Origin of the sequence: Vibrio sp. RM-41-2B (assembly GCF_024744415.1) — a bacterium.
GTDB lineage: Bacteria > Pseudomonadota > Gammaproteobacteria > Enterobacterales > Vibrionaceae > Vibrio > Vibrio diabolicus.
Map to the genome: position 1 here is coordinate 126,931 of NZ_JAMQWD010000032.1, position 23,627 is coordinate 150,557.

Here is a 23,627-nt window from a genome sequence, read left to right on the forward strand (position 1 = left end):
TCTTATAAACTCAACAGTCTAGAGGAAAATTATTCCCACTCGATTGTCGCTGGTGGCTTACCTGAAATATCGTAAACAACACGTGAGATGCCATCAACTTCGTTGATAATACGGTTAGATACCTTACCTAGGAAGTCGTATGGTAGATGCGCCCAGTGTGCCGTCATAAAGTCGATGGTTTCTACTGCACGCAGTGATACAACCCAGTCGTATTTACGGCCATCGCCCATTACACCTACAGAGCGAACTGGTAGGAATACCGTGAACGCTTGAGATACTTTGTCATATAGGTCTGCAGCGTGAAGCTCTTCAATGAAGATAGCATCAGCACGACGTAGCAAGTCACAGTATTCTTTCTTGATTTCACCAAGAACACGAACACCTAGACCAGGACCTGGAAATGGGTGGCGGTAAAGCATGTTATAAGGCAGGCCTAGCTCTAGACCAATCTTACGTACTTCATCTTTGAACAGCTCACGTAGTGGCTCAACAAGACCCATTTCCATTTCATCTGGTAGACCGCCCACGTTGTGGTGCGATTTGATCACGTGCGCTTTACCAGTCTTAGATGCCGCAGACTCGATTACATCAGGGTAAATCGTACCTTGAGCTAGCCATTTCGCGTTTTTCAGCTTCTTAGACTCTTCATCGAATACATCTACGAATACGTGACCGATAGTCTTACGCTTCTCTTCTGGGTCAGACTTGCCTTTCAGAGCTTCAAGGAAACGATCTTCTGCATCAACTTTGATGATGTTTAGGCCGAACTTATCGCCAAACATATCCATCACTTGTTGACCTTCATTTAAACGAAGTAGACCGTTATCGACAAATACACACGTTAGCTTGTCGCCAATTGCGCGGTGCACCAGCATCGCAACAACAGATGAATCCACACCACCAGATAAGCCTAGGATAACTTCGTCGTCACCCACTTGCTCTTTAATGCGAGCAACCGCGTCTTCGATGATAGATTCCGATGTCCATAGACGCTCACAGCCACATACGCCAAGAACAAAGTTCTCAAGCATTTGTAGGCCACCTTTTGTGTGTGTCACTTCTGGGTGGAACTGAACGCCGTAGTATTTCTTCTCTTCGTTCGCCATCGCAGCATAAGGACAAGTGTCTGTCTCACCAACTTTTACGAAATCGGCTGGGATCTCTACTACTTTGTCGCCGTGGCTCATCCAAACGTCTTGAGTTGCTTCAAGATCTTTAAATAGGGCACATTCACCAGAAACTTTAACCTGAGCGTAGCCAAACTCACGTTCGTTAGAGCCTGCTACTTTGCCACCTAGTTGTTCCGCCATAGTTTGCATGCCGTAACATACGCCAAGTAAAGGAACACCAGAGTCAAATACATATTGAGGCGCGCGTGGAGAGTTCTCTTCCGTTACGCTTTCTGGACCGCCAGATAGGATAATGCCATCTGGGTTGAATTCGCGAATATCCGCTTCTTCTACATCCCAGCTCCATAGTTCACAGTAAACGCCGATTTCACGTACGCGGCGTGCTACTAATTGAGTGTACTGAGAACCGAAGTCCAAGATCAGAATACGTTGGTCATGGATATTTTTAGTCATTTTGAGCAGTCTTTTTAAGGCTAAGTGATTAAAACCGAGGCGAGTGTACTCGCCTCTTCTTAATGCTTCAAGGAAAAAGCAAACGTTTCCGGTAGGTAATTAGTTCCCTAGACGGTAGTTCGGCGCTTCCTTAGTAATTTGAACATCGTGCACATGAGACTCTTGCATACCAGCACCAGAGATACGTACAAATTCAGCTTTCGTACGCATATCTTCGATAGTTGCAGAACCAGTTAGACCCATGCTTGAACGTAGACCACCCATTTGTTGGTGTACGATCTCTTTTAGACGGCCTTTGTATGCGATACGACCTTCGATACCTTCTGGTACTAGCTTGTCCGCTGCGTTGTCAGACTGGAAGTAACGGTCAGAAGAACCTTGAGACATTGCACCAAGAGAACCCATGCCACGGTAAGACTTGTAAGAACGGCCGTTGTATAGAATCACTTCACCCGGCGCTTCTTCAGTACCTGCAAACATAGAACCAACCATCACACATGATGCGCCCGCTACGATTGCTTTACAGATATCACCTGAGAAACGGATACCACCGTCAGCGATAACTGGAATACCATAATCATTAGCCACTTCTGCCGCATCTGCGATTGCAGTGATTTGTGGAACCCCCACACCCGTTACAATACGAGTTGTACAGATAGAACCAGGGCCGATACCAACTTTCACTGCGCTTACGCCAGCTTCGATTAGTGCTTTAGCACCAGCACCTGTTGCTACGTTACCACCGATGATGTCTAGATCTGGGTAAGCTGCACGTGTTTCACGAATGCGGCTTAGAACACCTTCAGAATGACCGTGTGAAGAGTCGATAAGTAGAACGTCAACGCCAGCTTCAACTAGTGCAGCAACTCGCTCTTCGTTACCAGCACCAGCACCAACTGCTGCGCCAACACGTAGGCGACCACGCTCATCTTTACATGCGTTTGGTTTACGTTCTGCTTTGTGGAAGTCTTTCGCAGTAATCATACCGGTTAGTTGGAACTCATCATTCACAACCAATACTTTCTCTACGCGAGCTTCGTGCATTTTCTCTTGCACTTCTTCTCGTGTTGCACCTTCTTTAACTGCTGCCAACTTCTCTTTTGGCGTCATTACTGAAGATACTTTCTTAGAAAGGTCCGTCACAAAACGAACGTCACGACCAGTGATAATACCAACAAGCTCATTGCTCTCAGTGACAACAGGGAAACCTGCAAAACCATGCTTTTCAGTGAGTGCAACAACATCAGCGATGGTCGCGTCAGGGTTTACTGTAACCGCGTCAGTCACCATACCAGCTTCGAACTTCTTAACTTTACGAACTTCGGCTGCCTGCTGCTCAATAGACATGTTCTTGTGGATAAAGCCAATGCCACCCTCTTGCGCTAGCGCGATCGCTAGACGAGCTTCAGTAACAGTGTCCATAGACGCTGAAATCATTGGGATGTTTAGGGTGATGTTCTTAGTTAGCTGAGTGCGAAGATCAGCTGTGTTTGGGAGAACGGTGGAGTGTGCTGGCACAAGTAGTACGTCATCGAATGTCAGCGCTTCTTTGGCAATTCTTAGCATTTGCAATATCTCACAATTAGAGGAGTAAAAAGAACAATCCAATCTCATCGTTTCGCATAATGAGGGTAACCTGTGTTAGCAACAAGCTACATTTGGATTAGATATTGCGGAGGGATTATACGGTTAACGCAATCGCTTGACCACAAATTTTTTAATTTTTTTCTTGCAATTACCCCCTTGCTATGTATTATATTGCCGCTAATTTCCATACTCACGTCTAAGAGATTAGCTGTGCTCTCCAAGACCAATCAAAACATCTTTACTGTTTCTCGTCTCAACGCAGAAGTTCGTTTACTCCTTGAAAACGAAATGGGGATCGTTTGGCTCGTCGGAGAGATATCCAACTTTTCAGCTCCTGTCTCTGGTCACTGGTACCTCACTCTTAAAGACTCTCGCGCTCAAGTTAAATGTGCCATGTTTCGTGGTAACAATCGCCGCGTTACTTTCAAGCCCGCTAACGGTAATCAAGTCCTAGTAAAAGCTCGTCTTTCTCTTTATGAGCCTCGCGGTGACTACCAATTGATCATCGAAAGCATGCAACCGGAAGGTGACGGCCGTCTTCAGCAAGAGTTTGAAGAGCTGAAAATGAAGCTTGCCGCAGAAGGGTTGTTCGCTCAAACCAATAAGCAACCTTTGCCTGAGCACCCTAAACGTGTTGGCGTCATCACATCGAAAACTGGTGCCGCGCTTTACGATATCTTAGACGTATTGAAACGTCGTGATCCTTCCCTACCCGTTGTGATTTATCCGACAGTAGTACAAGGTGAGGACGCAGCCATTCAAATTGCACAAGCCATTGGTCGCGCTAACAGCCGTGATGAATGTGATGTGCTAATTGTGGGCCGAGGTGGTGGTTCATTAGAAGACTTGTGGTGCTTTAACAACGAGATATTAGCTCGCACGATTGCAGCAAGCCAAATTCCTATTATTAGCGCCGTTGGACATGAAGTCGACGTGACAATAGCTGATTTTGTCGCCGACGTACGCGCGCCTACTCCATCAGCAGCCGCTGAGCTAGTAAGCCGTGATAACAGCCACAAAGATCAAGCTTTAGTTACCCGCCAGCATAAGTTAGCGAGCGCGATGCGTTACTACCTAGCACAACAAAAGCAGCAATCTGCGCAATTAGTGCACCGTCTAGAGAGACATCACCCAAGCTATCGCTTGCAACGTCAGACGCAACAGTTAGATGAGTTGGACATGCGCTTACAGCGAGCGATGAGTCGTTTTATTGCCTTGCGTCAACAGCGAATCGAGCGTCAACATTATCGGCTGCAATTGAACTCTCCTGTAACACGCCTTGGTGAGCAGAAGTCCAAATTAGAGCGTGTTGAGCAAAAGCTGATGGATGCTATGGATCGCAAATTACTGACTATGCGCCATCAACTCGCGATTGCTGCAGAGAAGTTAGACACCGTCAGCCCGCTAGCGACATTGAAACGAGGTTACTCAATTACTCAAACTGAGCAAGGTAAAGTGATTACTCAATCTTCAGATGTAAAATCGGGAGATGTATTGATTACTCGATTAGCCGAAGGCGACGTTCGTTCTACCGTTAACTGAATACAAACTCTGGTTAACTGATTTTCTGGAACTCAAATCGGACACGTGATTTTGATTTGAGTTCATTACACACATTACAAAAGTAACTCGCAGCACCGCATGCTTGCAGCTTCTCCAGCTCCGCCTCACAATCAGGGCAAAAACCTACTTTTTTAAAATCCGATTCACACTGTGCACAATGGTATTGTCCTGTCCATTCCAGTTCGACATTGCAAGTCGGGCAAATGTTCTGCTGCATATCCCGTTCCTCTCTCTAAACTAAGCAATTTCGAGTAACGCATGCTACTCAAAATAACGAACAAGTATGTTGATCTTCATCACCGCCCCAACAAGTTTCACGAGGCGCTAACCATACTTGATAAGTAGGATCTTATACTGATCGTCTGATATTTACTCCTTGATCAGCGATCACCCCTTAAAAGAATATTTATATAACCACACACCGAAAGCATAAGTTACATATTCTGCATTCCAATTTAAGGAAGAATAAAAAACCTAATTTAAATTTAATTAAACGAAAAATTAGAATTTAATAAAAAGATCTTATTCAGAAAGCAGTGTTTACATTGGTGTGCATTTCGATAGTTTGACCGTCGAGCTCAACGAGTTTAACTTGGATAAAAGCAAACTCATTTAAATGGCTCGCATGCGTTCCACCACAAGGGATTACCGCTAATTGACCTTCCCCTAAATCGCACTTCCAATAGCGAGAGTCAGTTAATCTATCGCCGAGGCATTCCATGGTGATCATCGCATCTCTTTGAAGCCATTCAACCAGTTGGTCATTCACTTTTTCTGCAATCGCCTGGAGGTCATTCAGCATATTTGCACTGTTTAATCCTCTTTTACGGAGTGTTTTGCCTAAACGGTACGTATCGAGGCACTTGTCTGGAGTGACATAACTCGTAACTTGCGCATAGCTATTAAAGTCATAATAACCATGTGGGTCTTTGCGGTCTGCGTCTTTTCGCCAATAGTCTTCCGCTAGTACTTTATTCAACGCCAAATACGCTAAGTGTCCTGCACTATGGCCTCGGCTCAAAGCGTGTTGGTAATCCTTATCTACCGCCAATATCACCAAATCATCAGTAACAAGTGATTCCGTACGCGATATAACATGTACGACGACAAACACCCAACCTTCAGCATCACGCTTTACAGGGATGTCACTACCCACATACAGCGCACCACTTTCCTGTTCCACTGCTCCAACTTGGCAATCTACCACGTCATGCTCAGCCCCATTCACCTTCAACGTTCCTTTGTCTGCAGGGTGATCCGGCCATATGTGACTAACGGGATGGAACGGCGTGACATCTGTAATAACGTAAGTCACTTCTTCCGTAGATTGAACGAGCTGTATTTGTGCTTCTAATTGCCATGTTTGATGACAAAAACGAGTCTTTGTTGCTGTGATAGTCATTTTTACGATTACTTTTGATAAAAAAATACCCAAGTAGAAACTTGGGTATTCGAATTTCATTATTTATTGCGGTTTTTCACCATCGACATCATACGTTTGCGTTTACGCTCTTGTGATAGCGTAAGCTTATTCGTACGGTTCTCGTATGGGTTATCACTGTTGTGGAAGTTAATGCGAATCGGTGTTCCCATAATTTCCAGAGACTTACGGAAGTAGTTCATCAGATAACGTTTATACGAATCTGGCAATTCACGAACCATGTTACCGTGGATAACAACGATCGGTGGGTTGTAGCCACCTGCGTGTGCGTATTTGAGTTTGATACGACGGCCACGAACCATTGGCGGTTGGTGATCATCCACAGCCATCTTCATGATACGCGTCAGTACTGACGTACCCACACGCGTTGTCGCCGAGTTATATGCTTCTTGGATAGATTCAAACAAGTGACCAACGCCAGTACCGTGCAGCGCAGAGATAAAGTGGATACGCGCGAAATCGACGAATCCTAGACGGCGGTCCAGTTCTTTCTTCACGCTTTCTTTCACGTCACTGTCTAGACCATCCCACTTGTTAACGGCGATGACAATTGAGCGGCCAGCATTCAGTGCAAAACCAAGCAAGCTTAGGTCTTGGTCTGAAATATTTTCACGTGCATCAATCACCAGTAGAACGACGTTTGCATCTTCTACCGCTTTCAGCGTTTTAACAACAGAGAACTTTTCAACCGTTTCATTGATACGACCACGACGACGAACACCTGCGGTATCAATTAGTACGTATTCGCGTCCATCACGTTCCATCGGGATGTAGATAGAATCACGCGTTGTACCAGGCATATCGTATACAACTACACGTTCTTCACCCAGAATACGGTTAGTCAGTGTCGATTTACCTACGTTCGGACGACCGATGATCGCCAACTTAATCGGCTGCTCTTGAAGGCGCTTGAATTCAGCTTCTGCGTCTTCTTCAGTGTAATCTTCAACAAGAGGCTCTTCGTCTTCGAATCCAGTCAGGTCTTCAATCTCACCTTCTTCAGATTCACTTGTTAATAGATCATCAAAGAATGGAGATAAAGCACGCTCAAGCAAAGCGGTCACACCACGGCCATGAGCGGCCGCAATCTGATACATATCATCCACGCCGAGCTGCCAAAAATCAGCACACGCTGCATCGGCATCAATACCATCTATTTTGTTTACCACCAGCATCGCTGGCTTTTCAATTTTACGCAGATGCGCAGCAATTGCTGCATCTGAAGGAGTCAGACCAGCACGACCGTCAACAAGGAACAATACAACATCAGCCTCATCAATCGCGGCTAATGACTGTTCTGCCATCTTTGTTTCCACGCCTTCTTCTGTGCCATCAATACCGCCGGTATCAATCACAATGAATTCGTGCTCTTCACCAAGTCTCGCCTGGCCATACTTACGGTCTCGCGTTAGGCCTGGAAAGTCCGCAACCAATGCGTCACGAGTGCGAGTCAATCGGTTAAATAGTGTAGATTTACCTACGTTCGGACGCCCTACTAGAGCTACAACAGGTACCATAACAACCTCTACAATAATCTTTCTTCTGTAGTTATAGGTAACGACTTGCTCGATGCCAAATCAAACCAGCTTTTTACCTATAACCACGTCAGGGTTAATAAATTCAAACAACAAAACGGCTCCTAGCTGTCACCAGCCAGGAGCCGAATGTGAATTATATCACGATATTATTCGTTAATGGTTAGTTTCTTTACATCGCCGTTGCGAGTTGTAATCACATAACCATCCGATAATAACGTCGGGCCAACGGCCAAGCCGCTATCATCGATAAACTGCTGCGCAACAAATTCGCCTGTTGAACGATCCATCCAGTGAAGGTAACCAAGCGTGTCACCGACAACGAGATAATTGCCGACAATAACTGGCGATGTAAGTTGTCGGTGCTCAAGCAAGCTGTTTTCCCACAACTCAGTCCCACTTCGTGAATCAACGGCAACAACATGATCTTTTTCCGTTATCACAAAGATGCGGCTACCATCTGTAGAAATATCTGTTGCAGATGAGTAATTACGCTTCCAAATCGGGTTCGCTGAACGCAAATCAATGGCGATAAGTTGACCATTGTATCCAATGGTGAAAAGAGTACCGCCTAACACAATTGGCGATGAATCAACATCAACCAAACGATCAATTTCTGTCGCGCCTTTTGGCGTACCAACAGGCTGTTGCCAAATCAGCTGACCACGCTCAACGATAGCAGCTGCGAGTCGGCCATTTGCCGTTCCCCAAAATACACCGCCGCCAATTGCAGTCGGAGTACTGTCGCCACGTAAAGTTAGGTTAGGCACTTCTGTACTCAATGCCCAGCGTTGCTCACCAGTACTCTCATTAAGGGCAATCAACATGCCTCGGCTAGTATTGATGATAATAAGGCCTGAGTCTGCAACTGGCTTCGCCAGTACCTCACCACCAACTTTTACACGCCAAACAATTTCACCTGTTTCTTGGTCAAGAGAGATGACTTCACCATTCTCAGAGCCAATGTAAAGGTTTCCGTATGCTGCTGTGATACCACCAGAGAGACGAGCAATGACATCTTCTTCTAGGTCCGTTTGCCAACGTTGTTTACCGTTTTCAGGATCCAGCGCTTTTACTAAGCCATCGCGACTTGCCACGAACAATGTATCATTCGCAAATACAGGGGATAGCTTTGAAAAGTAATGACCAACACCATCGCCAACCGATGTACTCCACTCACTACTGGTTGTAAACTCACTGTCTACCTGAGGTAGCGGCGCCATTACAATGGTATCTTTCTCACCAGCACAACCGGCAAGAATTCCCATTGTTAACGCCCCTAACAAGGCTTTGTTAAAGACTCTTTTCATCCAATGCGGTCCTTATTTCGCCAGATCGTCCAATTTCATTTGTAGCGTCGGGCTTGCGTCTGCCGCTTGCTGAGCTTCAGTATAAGCAGCATATGCGGCATCTTTGTCACCTTGGCGAATCGCAATATCGCCACGAAGTTCAGCAATACGACCTGTCCATGCAGCATCAGTGACGTTACTTAGTTCAGCCGTTGCAGCGTCAAAGTTACCCATTTCCGTTTCAATGCGCGCAATGCGGTAACTAATCAACGGTAACAGCGCAGCATCTTGAGTGTTGCTTTGCGCCCACTTCAATTGCTCTAATGCAGCAGAAAGATCTTGAGCTTCAACTTGTGCTTTAGCAAGTTGTAGCGCAGCCAATACTGAATATTCTTTTACTTCATTTGACTCAATGAAAGCTTTCACGTCAGCTTGAGCATCAGTACCTTTATCTTGCAAAGCATTCATTGCTGTCGTGTAGCTTTGAGAAGCTGCTTCACTCGCCTGAATCACAGAATCCTGGTAGTAACGCCAGCCAAATAGACCACCTAAGCCAACAACCGCACCGATGATGACGGCTTTGCCGTTTTCCTTCCACCAGTCTTTAATGGCTTCAACTTGTTGTTCTTCAGTATCGTAAAGTTCCACTTCCTGTCCTCTTAAAACATGTAAATGGCAGCTTAGCTGCCATTGTTCCTATTTCGTTTAAAGGCTCCACATTTGGGAGCCTTAGCTTACGAACTAGGATGTAATTTTGTTAGATTACTAAAAGACTTAAATCAGTGCTGCGATCTTTTCTGCAACTTCTGCTTGGTTGTAAGTCTCTTGCTCACCACCAGCCAAGTCTTTCAGTACTACGGTATTATCCGCAACTTCGTTTTCACCCAGAACTAATGCTACAACAGCACCAACTTTGTCTGCGCGTTTAAACTGTTTCTTGAAGTTACCGCCACCGAAGTGATTCATCACACGAACGCCAGGGATAGACTCACGAAGCAGCTCTGCTAGCTTCATTCCTGCCATCATGGTGCCTTCGCCTGCTGTTACTACGTAAACATCCACACTGCGACGAACATCTGTTAGCTCTAATGTTTCTAGCATCAGAACAAGACGCTCTAGGCCCATTGCAAAGCCAACTGCTGGTGTTGGTTTACCACCTAATTGCTCTACAAGACCATCGTAACGACCACCGCCACAAACGGTGCCTTGAGCACCTAGGCTCTCAGTGATCCATTCAAATACCGTGCGGTTGTAGTAATCCAGACCACGAACTAGACGTTCGTTAACTGTGTATTCGATACCTGCGGCGTCTAAAAGTTCACATAGACCTGCGAAGTGTGCTTTAGATTCTTCACCTAAGTAATCTGAAAGGCGAGGTGCATCACCTAAAATAGCTTGAACGTCAGGGTTCTTCGTATCCAGAACACGCAGTGGGTTCGTGTGCATGCGACGCTTACAATCTTCGTCTAGCACATCAATATGTTGCTCAAGGAACGCAACCAGTGCAGTACGGTAGTCTGCGCGGTCTTCTTGAGAACCGATAGAGTTCAGCTCAAGACGAACATGTTCATTGATACCTAGCTCACGCCATAGACGCGCCGTCATCATGATAAGCTCTGCATCAACATCTGGACCATTTAGACCAAACACCTCAACACCACACTGGTGGAATTGACGGTAACGACCTTTCTGCGGACGTTCATGGCGGAACATAGGCCCCATGTACCACAGACGCTGTTCGTCACGGTTGATCAGGCTGTTTTGAATACATGAACGTACACAACCCGCCGTACCTTCAGGGCGAAGTGTTAGGCTGTCTCCGTTACGATCATCAAAGGTGTACATTTCTTTTGAAACGACGTCTGTCTCTTCACCAACAGCGCGGCTGAATAGGTTTGTTTCTTCAACGATTGGCATGCGCACTTCGTTATAACCGTATGCGCTAATTACATTTTTCACTGTGTTTTCTAGTTTTTGCCACAGTGGCGACTGAGTTGGGAGGCAATCGTTCATGCCTCGAATTGCTTGAATTGTTTTTGCCACAATACTTACCGTAATTCTCGTTGAGATTAATCTTGTACTTTAACTTCGATGCGGTTTTCGCCATTCATCATGGCTGCTTTCGCACGGATCTTAGCTTCTAGCTGATTCACAAGGTCATCGTTATCAAAGCGTTCTTTCTGGCGTTTACCATCTTCGTAGAATGCGCTCTTCTTGTTACTGCCTGCTAGACCTAAGTGAGAAACTTCTGCTTCACCAGGGCCGTTTACCACACAACCGATGATAGACACATCCATTGGCGTGATGATGTCTTCTAAACGCTGCTCAAGTGCGTTCACTGTGCCAATCACATCAAATTCTTGGCGCGAGCAACTTGGGCAAGCAATAAAGTTGATGCCTCGAGAGCGAATGCGCAGAGATTTAAGGATATCGAAACCGACTTTGATTTCTTCAACTGGATCGGCAGCCAAAGAGATACGCAGCGTATCGCCGATCCCTTCAGATAACAGCATACCTAAGCCAACAGATGACTTAACAGCACCAGCACGAGCACCACCCGCTTCTGTAATACCCAAGTGAAGAGGCTGATCGATTTTCTTCGCTAGCAGACGGTATGAATCCACCGCAAGGAAGACGTCTGAAGCTTTCACGCTAACTTTAAATTGGTCAAAGTTAAGACGATCGAGATGATCTACGTGACGCATCGCCGATTCAACTAAAGCTTCTGGCGTTGGTTCGCCGTATTTCATCTGTAAATCTTTTTCCAAAGATCCACCGTTGACACCAATACGGATTGGGATGTTTTTATCGCGAGCACAGTCAACAACAGCGCGAATGCGCTCTTCATTGCCAATGTTACCTGGGTTGATGCGTAAACAGTCAACACCGTACTCCGCCACTTTCAGCGCGATACGATAGTCGAAATGAATATCAGCCACTAATGGTACAGAAACTTGCTGTTTAATCAGTTTGAAAGCTTCTGCTGCGTCCATGGTAGGTACAGAAACTCGAACGATATCTGCACCGACTTTTTCTAGTGCTCGGATTTGAGCGACTGTCGCTTCTACGTCAGTCGTGCGAGTGTTAGTCATTGACTGTACTGCAATTGGCGCACCATCACCAATTGGCACATCACCCACATAAATACGCGTCGATTTACGACGAATAATTGGAGATTCGTGTTGCATAATTTTTTATAACGGTAGAGTGAATCTAGCTACTTTGCCTGAAGTATACCCAGAAAGGTCGACAGGTTCACTTGCAAATGTCATTGTAACCCCTTCCGGTGCGCCTAATATCACTTTAAACGGCGCTTTTCCGGTAAGTTCTACATCTTGTCCTGGTTTATGAGTACCACTTACCAGCGTTTTACCATTGGTGTCTTTTACTTGAATCCAACAGTCCGCTTTAAACTTCATAGTAAGAAGTGTCATGCCTTCAGGTACGACTGGCGCAGGCTGTTCCTCTTCCGCAGTTTCAATCACGGCAACAGGTTCTTCAGAATCTACGCTTGTTGTATTTTCAGTTTCAGCAAGCAGAGGGTCGCTACCCTGCTCGACTGGTACTTCACTCGTTTCAACAACATCATTACTTGTTGAAACAACTTCTTCAGGAGTACTTGCGATTAACTCCTCAGCCGTCATTAAATCGATATCAGCTAACTCTTGCGCTGTGGGCTTCGGCGCTTCAACACTTGAATCCGTAACTTCCTTCGTTAGGCTATTCTCTTGCTGGTTTTGCCACCACCAAGCTGCAGAAATACCAATAATGATCAACCCGATAGCCCAAGTCAGGAGCATGATACGGCTATTGTGCTTCTCATCTTTTGTTTTGCGAGAGAAGCTCTGCATTTCAATTTCTTGCTCTTGCGGCTGTACATCTGCTGTCTGCTCTAACGCAGTCAAAACCATCTTCTCATCAAGGCCCACGAACTTCGCGTAAGAACGCAAGTAACCACGCGTAAATGTCGCAACTTGTTGAGACTCAAATCGGTTATTTTCAATATCTTCAATAACAGAAACGCGAAGCCTCAGGCGATCAGCAACTTGCTTTTGACTCATCCCAAGAGATTCGCGTTTGTTTTTCAGTAATGTGCCAGCTTCAATAGAAAGTGGCACTTCATTCGTATTTTCGTGTTCTGTCATAATGGTGGTATTTAATCTGTTTTAGTGGCTAACGTGGTTATGTATTTTCGTTATTGTTCTTAAGCCTCTTTAAAAGATAGCTAGCCTAAACGCGTTAACCAAAATAATAATTTTAAGAAACTCTCAGCGATTTGAGTGTGAATACCCGTTTTGCAAAAATCAGCAAAGCGTATGTGAGAAAATGCTGAGAATTATCGGTGTCATCGTTAATGTCACATATCATGATAAGCGAATGTGTAACGAAGACAAAAACTCTTTACACTCAAACTAACAGATAGCTCAAGCTTTTGTCCAAACTTTGACAAAGGAATTCGAAATTATACCCAAATAACCTCGAGTTGGAGAGTTGTCGTCATAAATCTTGGCAGAAATGCCCTTATCGCTAAACAAAATAGCCAGAGCAAATGGCTCTGGCTATTTTTGAATTCCGGTCGTTTATACCGCTTTTACTTCAATGGTATCAGCACCGCGCGACGCTTTTAACATTGCAGTACGTTTAGTTCGGTCAATCACATCACCGACTAACTGACCACACGCCGCATCAATGTCATCGCCACGAGTCTTACGAACCGTTACTGTATGCTCATATTGCATCAATGTTTTTTGGAAGCGATCGATACGTGAGTTACTTGGTTTCTTGTAAGGTGAACCTGGGTACGGGTTAAACGGAATCAAGTTAATCTTACATGGTGTGTCTTTCATCAGCTCAGCCAGTTCACGAGCATGGTCCATGTCATCATTCACATGATCAAGAAGTACGTACTCAACCGTTACCTTACCGCGGTTTGCATTCGATGAAGCGATGTAACGACGAACTGATGCTAGGAAATCTTGAATATCCCAACGATCGTTAATTGGCATGATTTCACTACGCAGCTTATCGTTTGGCGCATGAAGGGAAATTGCCAACGCGACATCGATTTTGCCTGTCATCTGATCAAGACCAGAAACCACACCTGATGTAGATACAGTCACACGACGTTTTGACAAACCAAAGCCAAGATCGTCCAGCATTAGTTCTAATGCCGGGATCAAGTTCTTCATGTTTAGAAGCGGTTCACCCATCCCCATCATCACGACGTTAGTAATTGGGCGGCGACCTGTTTCTTTCTCAAGACCAATTTCACGTGCAGCGCGCCACACCTGACCGATGATCTCTGAAACTTTCAAGTTACGGTTAAAGCCCTGCTGTGCGGTTGAGCAGAACTTACATTCCAACGCACAACCTACTTGAGAAGACACACAAAGCGTTGCACGATCATCTTCTGGAATGTAAACCGTCTCCACATCCTGATCACCAACGTTCATCGCCCACTTGATTGTACCATCAGAAGAGTGCTGAGCTTCTGCGACTGTTGGTGCCTTGATTTCGCACTTGTGTAAAAGCTTTTCGCGCAGCTTCTTGTTAATGTTTGTCATTTTTTCGAAGTCATCTACACCGAAATGGTAGATCCACTTCATAACCTGATCGGCACGAAACGCTTTCTCGCCGAGTTCTTCTGCGAAAAACTGACGCATGCCTTTGCGATCAAAGTCGAGTAGATTGATTTTTTCAGTGGTCATGTTGCCTCTCAATGACTGAAACAAGAATAAGGGCGCGAATTGTACAGCCTTTATGCAGCTACAACAAGGGGTGTAAAACCCTGAGTTTGCTAAGGCATTAAAATCAAAATGATTAAATTTTAAGCACCTCTTGTGCTATAAGTGGCGATTACACTATCAAAAGTAAAAGCGTAGAAATCGTAAAGGGAAAAGACTAAAAATAACTCACGTTACTGGGCTTTAAAGCCCATTATATAGTCAGACTAGTTAGCGTGTAAGAGATCACTTATGCAGTCAACATTGCCACTCAACTTAGGTATATGAAATGAAAAAGCCTCGGAAAGTTCCGAGGCTTTTCTGTATCAGAGCATCACTAACAAGTGCAGTATCACGCCTAATTAGCGAGAGAAAACCTCTGACTCCGGGAAGAAAAACTCAATTTCACGTGCTGCAGATTCAGGGCTATCGGAACCATGAACTGAATTGTGACGCATGCTAAGTGCGTAATCAGCACGAAGCGTACCGCATGCCGCTTCCTCTGGGTTAGTTTTACCCATCAGTTCACGGTAACGTGCAATCGCATTTTCACCTTCCAGTACCTGAACCATAATAGGACCAGATGTCATAAACTCTTTTAGTGGAGGGAAAAACTCTTTGCCTTCATGCTCTGCATAAAAACCGCTTGCCTGATCTTCAGTCAGGTGAACCATTTTAGCAGCGACAATACGTAGGCCAGCCTTTTCAATACGGTTATAGATTTCACCAATTAGGTTTCGCTCTACCGCATCCGGCTTAATGATTGAAAATGTTCTTTCTAGAGCCATAAAGTTTCCTTTCTGTACTTGTAATAATAGTTGTGTTTTTAAAGTGACTTACTGGGTAAGAGCAGCACTCAAGCAAGAGAGTGCCGCAATCAATCTTATTTACCAGCTTGCTCATTGAGGAAACGAGCAAGTGTACGAACGCCCATACCCGTAGCTCCCGCAGCCCATTTGTCAGACGCAGCTTTACGGTATGTACCCGCACAGTCGAAGTGCAACCAGCCTTTTTTGTAGTCTTCTACGAAGTAAGACAAGAATGCTGCTGCTGTGCTTGCACCCGGAGAGTAGTCGCCAGAACTGATATTCGATAGGTCAGCAAAGTTTGACGGCAGCATTCCACGGTGGAAGTCAGCAAGTGGTAGCGGCCATAAACCTTCTTTTTCTTGGTTTGCCGCAGTGAGCGCTTGATGCGATAACTCGTCATCGAAACTCATTAGTGCGTGGTAATCATTACCCAACGCATTCTTCGCCGCACCTGTTAGTGTTGCACAATCAATGATTAACTCAGGTTTTTGCTCACTAGCGTAGATAAGGCCATCAGCAAGCACTAAACGACCTTCTGCATCGGTGTTCATGATTTCAACGGTTTTACCGTTTTTGTAGGTGATGATGTCGCCAAGCTTGAGTGCGCGACCAGAAACCATGTTCTCTGCACAACAAAGGATCAGTTTTACACGCTTGTTCAAACCACGAAGAATCGCCAGTGCAAGACCACCGGTGATGGTGCCTGAGCCACCCATGTCTGCTTTCATTGCGCTCATGAAGTTAGAAGGCTTCAAGCTGTAACCACCCGAATCAAAGGTGATACCTTTACCGACAAGACACGCGAATATTGGTGCGTTCTCGTCACCTGTCGGGTTGTAGTCTAGCTGGAGCATCGCAGAAGTACGCTCCGAACCACGGCCTACGGCGTAAATGCCTTCCCAACCTTCTGCCAACAAGTCTTTGTCTTTGACGATACGAGCTGTCACTGTGCCTTTAGGCGCAACAGATTTGATGAATTCAGCGGCCATTGTCGCTAGCTGACGAGGGGCAACTTCTTCTGCGGTTTTATTGATGATATCGCGGGTAAAATCAGTCGCGGTAATACGCGCTTGAAGCTCTGCTTGATCTTCTTCAGACAATGCAGACCACTCAACTGAGCCATGTTTTTTTGGGTTACGGTAACCTTGGTGGAAAGCCCAAACGCTCTCTAAATCCCAGTTATCACCGGAAAGAAAAATAGAACGAATTCCTTGGCCATCTAGCTGACGAGCTGCACGTTGAATTGCACCAAGATCGTGACCTTCACCTAAATGAATGGTTGCGCCGTTTTCAGCGAATGAAAGCAGTGCTTTTTCACCCCAATGTGGTGCTGCCGACTCTTGACTTAAAAATACAGACATCTGTGTAGACATGGTTTCTCCTTGTCTTATAGCAGCGTTGCCTACGCTGCTTCTTTTTAATAACTCACGGATGTTAGCATTATGTAGGGCAAAAATGTCAATTGGATAAAAAAACGGACCTAAAGGTCCGCTTTTTTTAGTAAGAATTGTTAACTAGGCTGTGTTTTACAGACTTAGTCTGCTTCATCCATCCAGCACATGATAACGGCTTCCAGAATCTTTTCGTTACAATGGTTTGGGTCATCTTCAAACTCATCTAACTCCATGATCCATTGATGAAGATCGGTAAAACGCACCGTTTGCGGATCAACATCTGGAAACTTGTCACAAAGTTCAATCGCGATATCGCGAGAATCTGTCCATTTCATTGCTCATCTTCCTTTTGCTTCTTCCCTATATTGGGAAGATAGTTTTAGTGATCTTCTGAAGCGTGGTTCAGCGTGTACTTAGGAATTTCTACCACTAAGTCTTCATCCGCAATTTTCGCCTGACACCCTAGACGAGATTCAGGCTCTAGACCCCACGCTTTATCCAGCATGTCGTCTTCCAGCTCTTCACTTTCTTCTAGCGAATCAAAACCTTCACGGATGATCACGTGGCAGGTGGTACAAGCACATGATTTTTCACACGCATGTTCAATACCGATACCATTTTTTAGCGCTACGTCCAGAACGGTTTCACCAGTGTTTGCTTCCAACACTGCGCCTTCTGGGCACAAATCGTCGTGTGGTAATACAATAATCTTAGGCATAACTACTTATCTCTTATATATCGTCTACTGATTGACCTGACAGAGCAGCTCGAATCGATTTATCCATACGGCGCGATGCGAAATCTTGGCTCGCTTTATCGGTATCTTTAATGCCTTGCTCAATCGCATCTGCATCATCACCATTACGCAGCTCAATCAAGGCTTCGATGGCTTTTATCAGGTCTTGTTTCTCTTGTTCTGATAGTAGTTCGTCACCATCAGCTTGCATGGCTGCAATCAAGCCTTCTATCACACGGTCGGCCTCAACACGCTGCTCAGCTAGCGCACGAGCTTGCATGTCTTCTTTAGCGTGAGTCATTGAATCACGCAGCATATCCGCCACTTCATTATCGCTTAACCCGTAAGAAGGTTTTACTTGAATCTCTGACTGAACACCGGTGCTCTTTTCCATTGCCGTAACAGAAAGAAGACCGTCAGCGTCAACTTGGTAAGTCACACGAATATGTGCCGCCCCCGCCGCCATCGGTGGAATGCCTTTCAATGAGAAACGAGCCAGTGAACGACAATCATCAACCATTTCACGCTCACCTTGTACCACATGAACACTCATGGCCGTTTGGCCATCTTTGAATGTGGTAAATTCTTGCGCACGCGCAACAGGAATCGTGGTATTGCGAGGGATGATCTTCTCAACCAAACCACCCATGGTTTCAATACCAAGCGACAGTGGGATCACGTCAAGAAGTAACATTTCTGAATCAGGCTTGTTACCCGCTAGAATGTCGGCTTGGATACCCGCGCCGATTGCGACAACTTCATCAGGATTAATGCTTGTTAGCGGTGTGCGGCCAAAAAACTCGCCTACCATTTCACGAACCAGCAATGTGCGTGTTGAACCACCAACCATGACAACTTCGAGTACTTCGTCTGCGTTAACATCAGCATCTTTTAATGCACGACGACAAGACATTAGTGTTTTCTTCACTAATGGGCGAATCAGCTCTTCGAACTGCTCACGAGTAACGGTGCCCTTCCAGCCAAACACGTCAACATCAACGCTGTCTTGCTCAGAGAAAGCAATCTTAGTCGCAGTAGCAATGTTCAGTAGCGTACGGTTTTTTTCAGCAGAAAGTGGGACTTCGAGACCCGCTTGCTCCATTAGGTAATCCGCTAACAGATGGTCAAAGTCATCGCCGCCTAAGGCAGAATCACCACCTGTTGCTAATACTTCAAATACGCCTTTCGACAAACGTAGGATAGAGATATCAAATGTACCGCCACCTAGGTCATAAACCGCAATCACCCCTTCTTGGCCTGAGTCTAGACCATAAGCAATTGCCGCGGCAGTTGGTTCGTTCAGAAGACGGAGCACATGAAGGCCAGCTAATTTCGCGGCATCTTTCGTACCTGCACGCTGAGCATCATCAAAGTAAGCAGGAACAGTGATCACAACACCCGCTAACTCACCACCTAACGTTTCTTCTGCTCGCTTACCTAGCGCTTTTAGAATGTCCGCAGATACTTCAATCGGGTTTTTGTCACCTTGAGGCGTTTGCAGGATCGGAAGACCATTTTCACTCTCTCTAAAACGATAAGGAAGTGAAGAGTAACGGGACTGAATGTCCTTTAATGAACGACCGATCAAACGTTTTACAGAGATAATAGTGTTCTCTGGTTCAAACTCTGCTTTGGCTTTGGCTTCGTGGCCAACCGTTAACGTTTCCTCAGTGTAATTAACGACTGAAGGTAAAATAGTACGGCCCTGCTCGTCCGCAAGTGGAGTTGCATCGCCGCTACGTACAGAAGCAACCAAAGAGTTGGTAGTACCTAAGTCGATACCCGCTGCTAACTTATGCTCATGAGGTGCCGAGCTTTGGCCCGGTTCTGCGATTTGAAGTAGTGCCATGATAGGTCCTTGTCACGCTAACTAGCCGAGGATTTTGTCTTCGACTAGTTCAATTTCGTTCTTTAGTTTGGCAATGAATTTTAGCTTACGAACTCGGTCTGCGGCTTCAGCCCAAAGACCATCATCAAGCTCTTGCTCGACGCTTGCCAGATGCTGTTTGTACATTTTGCTGACCTTAGAATCGAAGTCAAAAAGCGCCGATTCAGGATCGGTGCTGTCAGCAATTTCTTCCAGTTCTTCGCGCAGCTCCATTTGCTCCATTAAGAACATTGGATCTTGCATTGTCTGCTGTTCACCTCGGATCTCAACTCCCTGCTCTGCGAGGATGTACTCGGCACGGGAGATAGGATTTTTCAGAACTTGATAGGCATCGTTGATTTGCGCTGCCTTTTGCACCGCCATCAAACGGTCACGTTCAGATCCCGTTGCAAAGTTATCCGGGTGGAAGCGTTTTTGTAGTTCTCGGAACTGAGAAGAAAGAAGGCTACCATCCAGCTTAAACTGACTTGGTAGCCCAAATAATTCAAAGTGATTCATTAAGTTCGGGTCCTAGTAAAGCCTTCCGGACTCGCTTGCCCAGAAGGACAATCAATTAGACGTTGAAGCTTTCACCACAACCACATTCACTTTTCGCGTTAGGGTTGTTGAATTCAAAACCTTCATTCAACCCTTCTTTCACGTAATCCAATTCGGTACCGTCTAGGTACACTAAGCTTTTTTTGTCGATGATGATTTTCACTCCAGAGAGTTCAAAAACTTCATCTTCTTCGTTAAGCTCATCAACAAACTCAAGTACATATGCCATGCCTGAACAACCAGTCGTCTTCACTCCAAGACGTAAACCGATACCTTTGCCTCGGTTATCTAGGAATGCTCTTACGCGACTTGCCGCTGATTCTGTCATTGTGATGGCCATACTGCACCTTAGTCTGTCTAAATTTCGATTGGAATGGGAGCGTCAAAGCTCCCATTATATTACGGAATAATTATTCTTGGTGTTTTTTCTTGTAGTCTGCAACCGCTGCTTTGATTGCATCTTCAGCAAGAATTGAACAGTGAACTTTCACTGGTGGAAGCTCTAGCTCTTCAGCAATTTCAGAGTTTTTAATTGCTGCTGCTTCATCAACTGACTTGCCTTTTACCCACTCAGTTACTAGTGAGCTTGATGCGATTGCACTACCACAACCGTATGTTTTGAACTTCGCATCTTCGATGATACCTTCCGGTGTCACTTTGATTTGAAGCTTCATTACGTCACCACAAGCTGGAGCGCCAACCATGCCGCTACCTACTGATGGGTCTTCTTTATCGAATGAACCAACGTTACGTGGGTTCTCGTAGTGATCAATTACTTTTTCGCTGTATGCCATGATAAATTACCTCGAATCCTCTATTTCAATCCCTGAGATTAATGGTGAGCCCATTCAACAGTGCTCAAATCAATCCCTTCTTTGTACATATCCCATAGAGGAGACATGTCGCGTAGCTTAGTCACTGCAACGCGGATTTGTTCAATTGCGTAATCAATTTCTTCTTCAGTCGTGAAACGACCAAACGAGAAACGAACCGAGCTGTGAGCCAATTCATCATCCATGCCTAAGGCACGAAGAACGTAAGAAGGCTCAAGACTTGCAGACGTACAAGCACTACCAGAAGATACCGCTAGATCTTTAAGCGACATTAGTAGTGATTCACCTTCTACGAATGCGAAGCTGATGTTTAGGTTGTGTGGTACACGTTGCTCAAGGTCACCGTTTACCGTCACTGCTTCTAAGTCTTTCACGCCATCAAAAAGACGGTTACGAAGCGCTAAAGCGTGATCGTAATCTTTTTGCATGTCTTCTTTTGCAATGCGGAATGCTTCACCCATACCAACGATTTGGTGAGTAGGAAGTGTACCAGAGCGGAAACCACGCTCATGGCCGCCACCGTGCATTTGCGCTTCAAGACGAATACGAGGCTTACGACGAACGTAAAGTGCACCGATGCCTTTAGGGCCATAAACTTTGTGAGCAGAAAGCGAAATTAGGTCAACTTTCATCTCTTGAACGTCGATTGGTAATTTACCTGCAGATTGTGCTGCATCCACGTGGAAAACAGTTTTACGCTCACGACACAATTCGCCGATCGCAGTAATGTCTTGAACCACACCAATCTCGTTGTTTACGTGCATAATAGACACAAGCACTGTGTCATCACGCATTGCCGCTTTAAGCTTCTCTAGATCGATCAAGCCATTTGATTCTGGCTCAAGGTAAGTCACTTCAAAGCCTTCACGCTCAAGTTGACGACATGGGTCAAGAACGGCTTTGTGCTCTGTTTTACAAGTGATTACGTGCTTGCCTTTCTTCGAGTAAAAGTGCGCTGCACCTTTAATAGCAAGGTTGTCTGATTCTGTCGCACCAGATGTAAATACGATTTCGCGAGGATCTGCATTTAGAAGGTCAGCAATTTGCTCACGAGCAGTATCGACCGCTTCTTCTGCCTGCCAGCCGTAACGGTGCGAACGCGACGCTGGGTTGCCAAATGTGCCATCCATTGTCATGTACTGAACCATTTTTTCAGCAACACGTGGATCAACTGGACATGTAGCGGAATAATCAAGATAAATCGGCAGTTTCATTCTCTACTCCAATGTAAAAAGCTGACCGCTAAGAGCGGACGTTTACACCGATGGGCGCGGCGGTTGTATTTTTGTTTGATAGCCCATGGGTTACCGCCAGATCAATGTCCTGACGATCAGAAATTTCGAGGACTTCATTGTCTGTCATCAACTCACCAAGAGTGATGTTATTCAAGAAGTCACTAATGCGAGAGCTTAAGTCGCGCCATAGCGTGTGAGTAAGGCAACGTGTTCCACCTTGGCAATCTCCTTTGCCCTGGCATTTGGTTGCATCGACTGACTCATCAACGGCTGCAATCACGGTACCAATAGCGATACTGTGTGCGTCGGCACCAAGTCGGTAACCACCACCAGGACCACGAACGCTGGCAACGAGACCTGCTTTACGCAATTTTGAAAATAGCTGCTCTAAGTAAGAGAGCGAGATCCCCTGACGCTCTGAGATGTCAGCAAGAGGTACAGGGTTTTGTTGCGAATGCAGTGCCACATCCAGCATGGCTGTCACCGCATATCTTCCTTTAGATGTAAGTTTCATACCACACCGTATCCACATGGTTTGTAATGGTTAAGATTTTTCCATACCTGAGTAATTTGGTCAAGTATTTATTTGACCATTTTACTCAGGTATTCATCCTCACACCTAAAGTGGTTATTCTTTATTCAGAACTTCTTTTCTATCGAGGTCAAAATGCCGCGTAGAATATTGAGCTCCTGGGTTTCTGGCCGAGCACGAGAGAACAAGCGACGCAATTTATTCATCACCTGCCCAGGTTGCTCTTTATTGATAAACTGGGTCTCAACCATCACCTTTTCAAGATGCTCGAAGAACATTTCGAGCTCTCTATGACGTGGGTACTCTTCCGGCTCATTTGGGGCAAACTGGCTTTGCTCTAAGTTCAAATGCGCAACTCGTACTTCGTAACTCAGAGTTTGTACAGCCATCGCTAGGTTAAGCGAGCTATATTCAGGGTTAGCAGGAATGCAAACATGGTAGTGACACCTTTGCAGCTCTTCGTTTGTTAGACCAGTTCTTTCACGACCAAACACGAGCGCGACAGGGTGTTTTCTACCCTCAACCGCAAATTTCTCACCACATTCACGTGGCTCAAGCATTGGCCATTCTAATGTACGAGAGCGAGCACTGGAGCCCACCACTAGGCTGCAATCTTCAACCGCTTCCTCTAATGTGCCGACAATCTTTGCATTTTGAGCAATATCACCAGCACCCGCAGCCAAAGCAAGAGTTTGTTCATCCACTTCACATTGTGGATCGACTAATACTAGTTGGCTTAAACCCATCACTTTCATAGCTCGAGCTGCTGAGCCAATATTGCCTGAATGAGAGGTACCTACGAGTACAATTTTTACTTGATCCAACATCTATGTTTGCTACCTAAATTAAAACCGCAGAATGTTACCATAGTTTTTTAACACACCCTAGGACGAAGCAGGCCTCTCTTCTCATTCTTGGTCATTGTTCTCGTTCGCCTCAAGC

23 protein-coding genes are annotated in these 23,627 nt (G+C 45.5%); 1 reads left to right on the top strand and 22 read right to left on the bottom strand.

The genetic code is table 11. From position 1 onward, the window contains the following. Positions 1–29: 29 nt before the first annotated feature. Positions 30–1,583, bottom strand: coding sequence for a glutamine-hydrolyzing GMP synthase (gene guaA, locus NB463_RS16725; protein ID WP_005391523.1), 1,554 nt, complete (start codon positions 1,581–1,583; stop codon positions 30–32). A 99-nt stretch (positions 1,584–1,682) separates the two neighbouring features. Then, on the bottom strand, positions 1,683–3,149 hold the full coding sequence (guaB, locus tag NB463_RS16730) for an IMP dehydrogenase (RefSeq protein WP_005391524.1): 1,467 nt from the start codon (positions 3,147–3,149) through the stop codon (positions 1,683–1,685). 231 nt (positions 3,150–3,380) lie between these two features. On the opposite strand from guaB, the gene xseA reads away from it, so the two are divergent. Beyond that, positions 3,381–4,712: an exodeoxyribonuclease VII large subunit gene (xseA, locus tag NB463_RS16735; protein WP_258431372.1), complete on the top strand. Its 1,332-nt coding sequence runs from the start codon at positions 3,381–3,383 to the stop codon at positions 4,710–4,712. A gap of 13 nt (positions 4,713–4,725) precedes the next feature. On the opposite strand, the gene NB463_RS16740 is transcribed toward xseA, so the two are convergent. From NB463_RS16740 to trmJ, 20 genes are all read right to left on the bottom strand, one after another. Next, the gene (locus NB463_RS16740; protein ID WP_012842112.1) at positions 4,726–4,950 is read right to left on the bottom strand and encodes a zinc ribbon domain-containing protein; all 225 of its coding nucleotides are present in this window, start codon (positions 4,948–4,950) and stop codon (positions 4,726–4,728) included. 309 nt (positions 4,951–5,259) lie between these two features. Next, complete coding sequence (locus NB463_RS16745) at positions 5,260–6,135, bottom strand: alanyl-tRNA editing protein (RefSeq protein ID WP_258431386.1); 876 nt, start codon at positions 6,133–6,135, stop codon at positions 5,260–5,262. A gap of 59 nt (positions 6,136–6,194) precedes the next feature. Next, on the bottom strand, positions 6,195–7,691 hold the full coding sequence (gene der / locus NB463_RS16750) for a ribosome biogenesis GTPase Der (RefSeq protein WP_005391527.1): 1,497 nt from the start codon (positions 7,689–7,691) through the stop codon (positions 6,195–6,197). Positions 7,692–7,858: 167 nt separating this feature from the next. Next, entirely contained in the window at positions 7,859–9,019 is a 1,161-nt protein-coding gene (gene bamB, locus NB463_RS16755) for an outer membrane protein assembly factor BamB (protein ID WP_053808711.1), read from the bottom strand. 12 nt (positions 9,020–9,031) lie between these two features. Continuing rightward, positions 9,032–9,646 carry a YfgM family protein gene (locus NB463_RS16760; protein WP_005391529.1) on the bottom strand — a complete coding sequence of 205 codons (615 nt, stop codon included), beginning with the start codon at positions 9,644–9,646 and terminating at the stop codon, positions 9,032–9,034. 126 nt (positions 9,647–9,772) lie between these two features. After that, positions 9,773–11,041, bottom strand: a complete 1,269-nt coding sequence (hisS, locus tag NB463_RS16765; RefSeq protein WP_104969104.1) for a histidine--tRNA ligase — start codon at positions 11,039–11,041, stop codon at positions 9,773–9,775. A gap of 26 nt (positions 11,042–11,067) precedes the next feature. Further along, on the bottom strand, positions 11,068–12,186 hold the full coding sequence (ispG, locus tag NB463_RS16770; RefSeq protein WP_005391537.1) for a flavodoxin-dependent (E)-4-hydroxy-3-methylbut-2-enyl-diphosphate synthase: 1,119 nt from the start codon (positions 12,184–12,186) through the stop codon (positions 11,068–11,070). 6 nt (positions 12,187–12,192) lie between these two features. Next, positions 12,193–13,143: a cytoskeleton protein RodZ gene (rodZ, locus tag NB463_RS16775; RefSeq protein ID WP_258431373.1), complete on the bottom strand. Its 951-nt coding sequence runs from the start codon at positions 13,141–13,143 to the stop codon at positions 12,193–12,195. A gap of 435 nt (positions 13,144–13,578) precedes the next feature. Then, positions 13,579–14,706: a bifunctional tRNA (adenosine(37)-C2)-methyltransferase TrmG/ribosomal RNA large subunit methyltransferase RlmN gene (locus NB463_RS16780; RefSeq protein WP_005391540.1), complete on the bottom strand. Its 1,128-nt coding sequence runs from the start codon at positions 14,704–14,706 to the stop codon at positions 13,579–13,581. A gap of 377 nt (positions 14,707–15,083) precedes the next feature. Continuing rightward, positions 15,084–15,509 (bottom strand): nucleoside-diphosphate kinase, encoded by a 426-nt coding sequence (gene ndk / locus NB463_RS16785; RefSeq protein ID WP_005391542.1) that lies wholly within the window; start codon positions 15,507–15,509, stop codon positions 15,084–15,086. A 95-nt stretch (positions 15,510–15,604) separates the two neighbouring features. Next, positions 15,605–16,903 carry an aminopeptidase PepB gene (gene pepB, locus NB463_RS16790; protein ID WP_005391544.1) on the bottom strand — a complete coding sequence of 433 codons (1,299 nt, stop codon included), beginning with the start codon at positions 16,901–16,903 and terminating at the stop codon, positions 15,605–15,607. Between the two features lie 161 nt (positions 16,904–17,064). Then, positions 17,065–17,259 (bottom strand): Fe-S cluster assembly protein IscX, encoded by a 195-nt coding sequence (gene iscX / locus NB463_RS16795; protein WP_005391546.1) that lies wholly within the window; start codon positions 17,257–17,259, stop codon positions 17,065–17,067. 44 nt (positions 17,260–17,303) lie between these two features. Continuing rightward, entirely contained in the window at positions 17,304–17,642 is a 339-nt protein-coding gene (gene fdx / locus NB463_RS16800) for an ISC system 2Fe-2S type ferredoxin (protein ID WP_005391548.1), read from the bottom strand. Positions 17,643–17,655: 13 nt separating this feature from the next. Beyond that, the gene (hscA, locus tag NB463_RS16805) at positions 17,656–19,509 is read right to left on the bottom strand and encodes a Fe-S protein assembly chaperone HscA (protein WP_053808707.1); all 1,854 of its coding nucleotides are present in this window, start codon (positions 19,507–19,509) and stop codon (positions 17,656–17,658) included. A gap of 21 nt (positions 19,510–19,530) precedes the next feature. Beyond that, positions 19,531–20,046, bottom strand: coding sequence for a co-chaperone HscB (gene hscB, locus NB463_RS16810; protein WP_258431374.1), 516 nt, complete (start codon positions 20,044–20,046; stop codon positions 19,531–19,533). A 55-nt stretch (positions 20,047–20,101) separates the two neighbouring features. After that, entirely contained in the window at positions 20,102–20,425 is a 324-nt protein-coding gene (iscA, locus tag NB463_RS16815; RefSeq protein WP_005391554.1) for an iron-sulfur cluster assembly protein IscA, read from the bottom strand. 70 nt (positions 20,426–20,495) lie between these two features. Then, entirely contained in the window at positions 20,496–20,879 is a 384-nt protein-coding gene (iscU, locus tag NB463_RS16820; protein ID WP_005381718.1) for a Fe-S cluster assembly scaffold IscU, read from the bottom strand. A 38-nt stretch (positions 20,880–20,917) separates the two neighbouring features. Continuing rightward, the gene (locus NB463_RS16825) at positions 20,918–22,132 is read right to left on the bottom strand and encodes an IscS subfamily cysteine desulfurase (protein ID WP_053808705.1); all 1,215 of its coding nucleotides are present in this window, start codon (positions 22,130–22,132) and stop codon (positions 20,918–20,920) included. 28 nt (positions 22,133–22,160) lie between these two features. After that, positions 22,161–22,667: a Fe-S cluster assembly transcriptional regulator IscR gene (gene iscR, locus NB463_RS16830; RefSeq protein WP_005381720.1), complete on the bottom strand. Its 507-nt coding sequence runs from the start codon at positions 22,665–22,667 to the stop codon at positions 22,161–22,163. A gap of 125 nt (positions 22,668–22,792) precedes the next feature. Continuing rightward, entirely contained in the window at positions 22,793–23,512 is a 720-nt protein-coding gene (trmJ, locus tag NB463_RS16835) for a tRNA (cytosine(32)/uridine(32)-2'-O)-methyltransferase TrmJ (protein ID WP_006741887.1), read from the bottom strand. Positions 23,513–23,627: the final 115 nt, after the last annotated feature.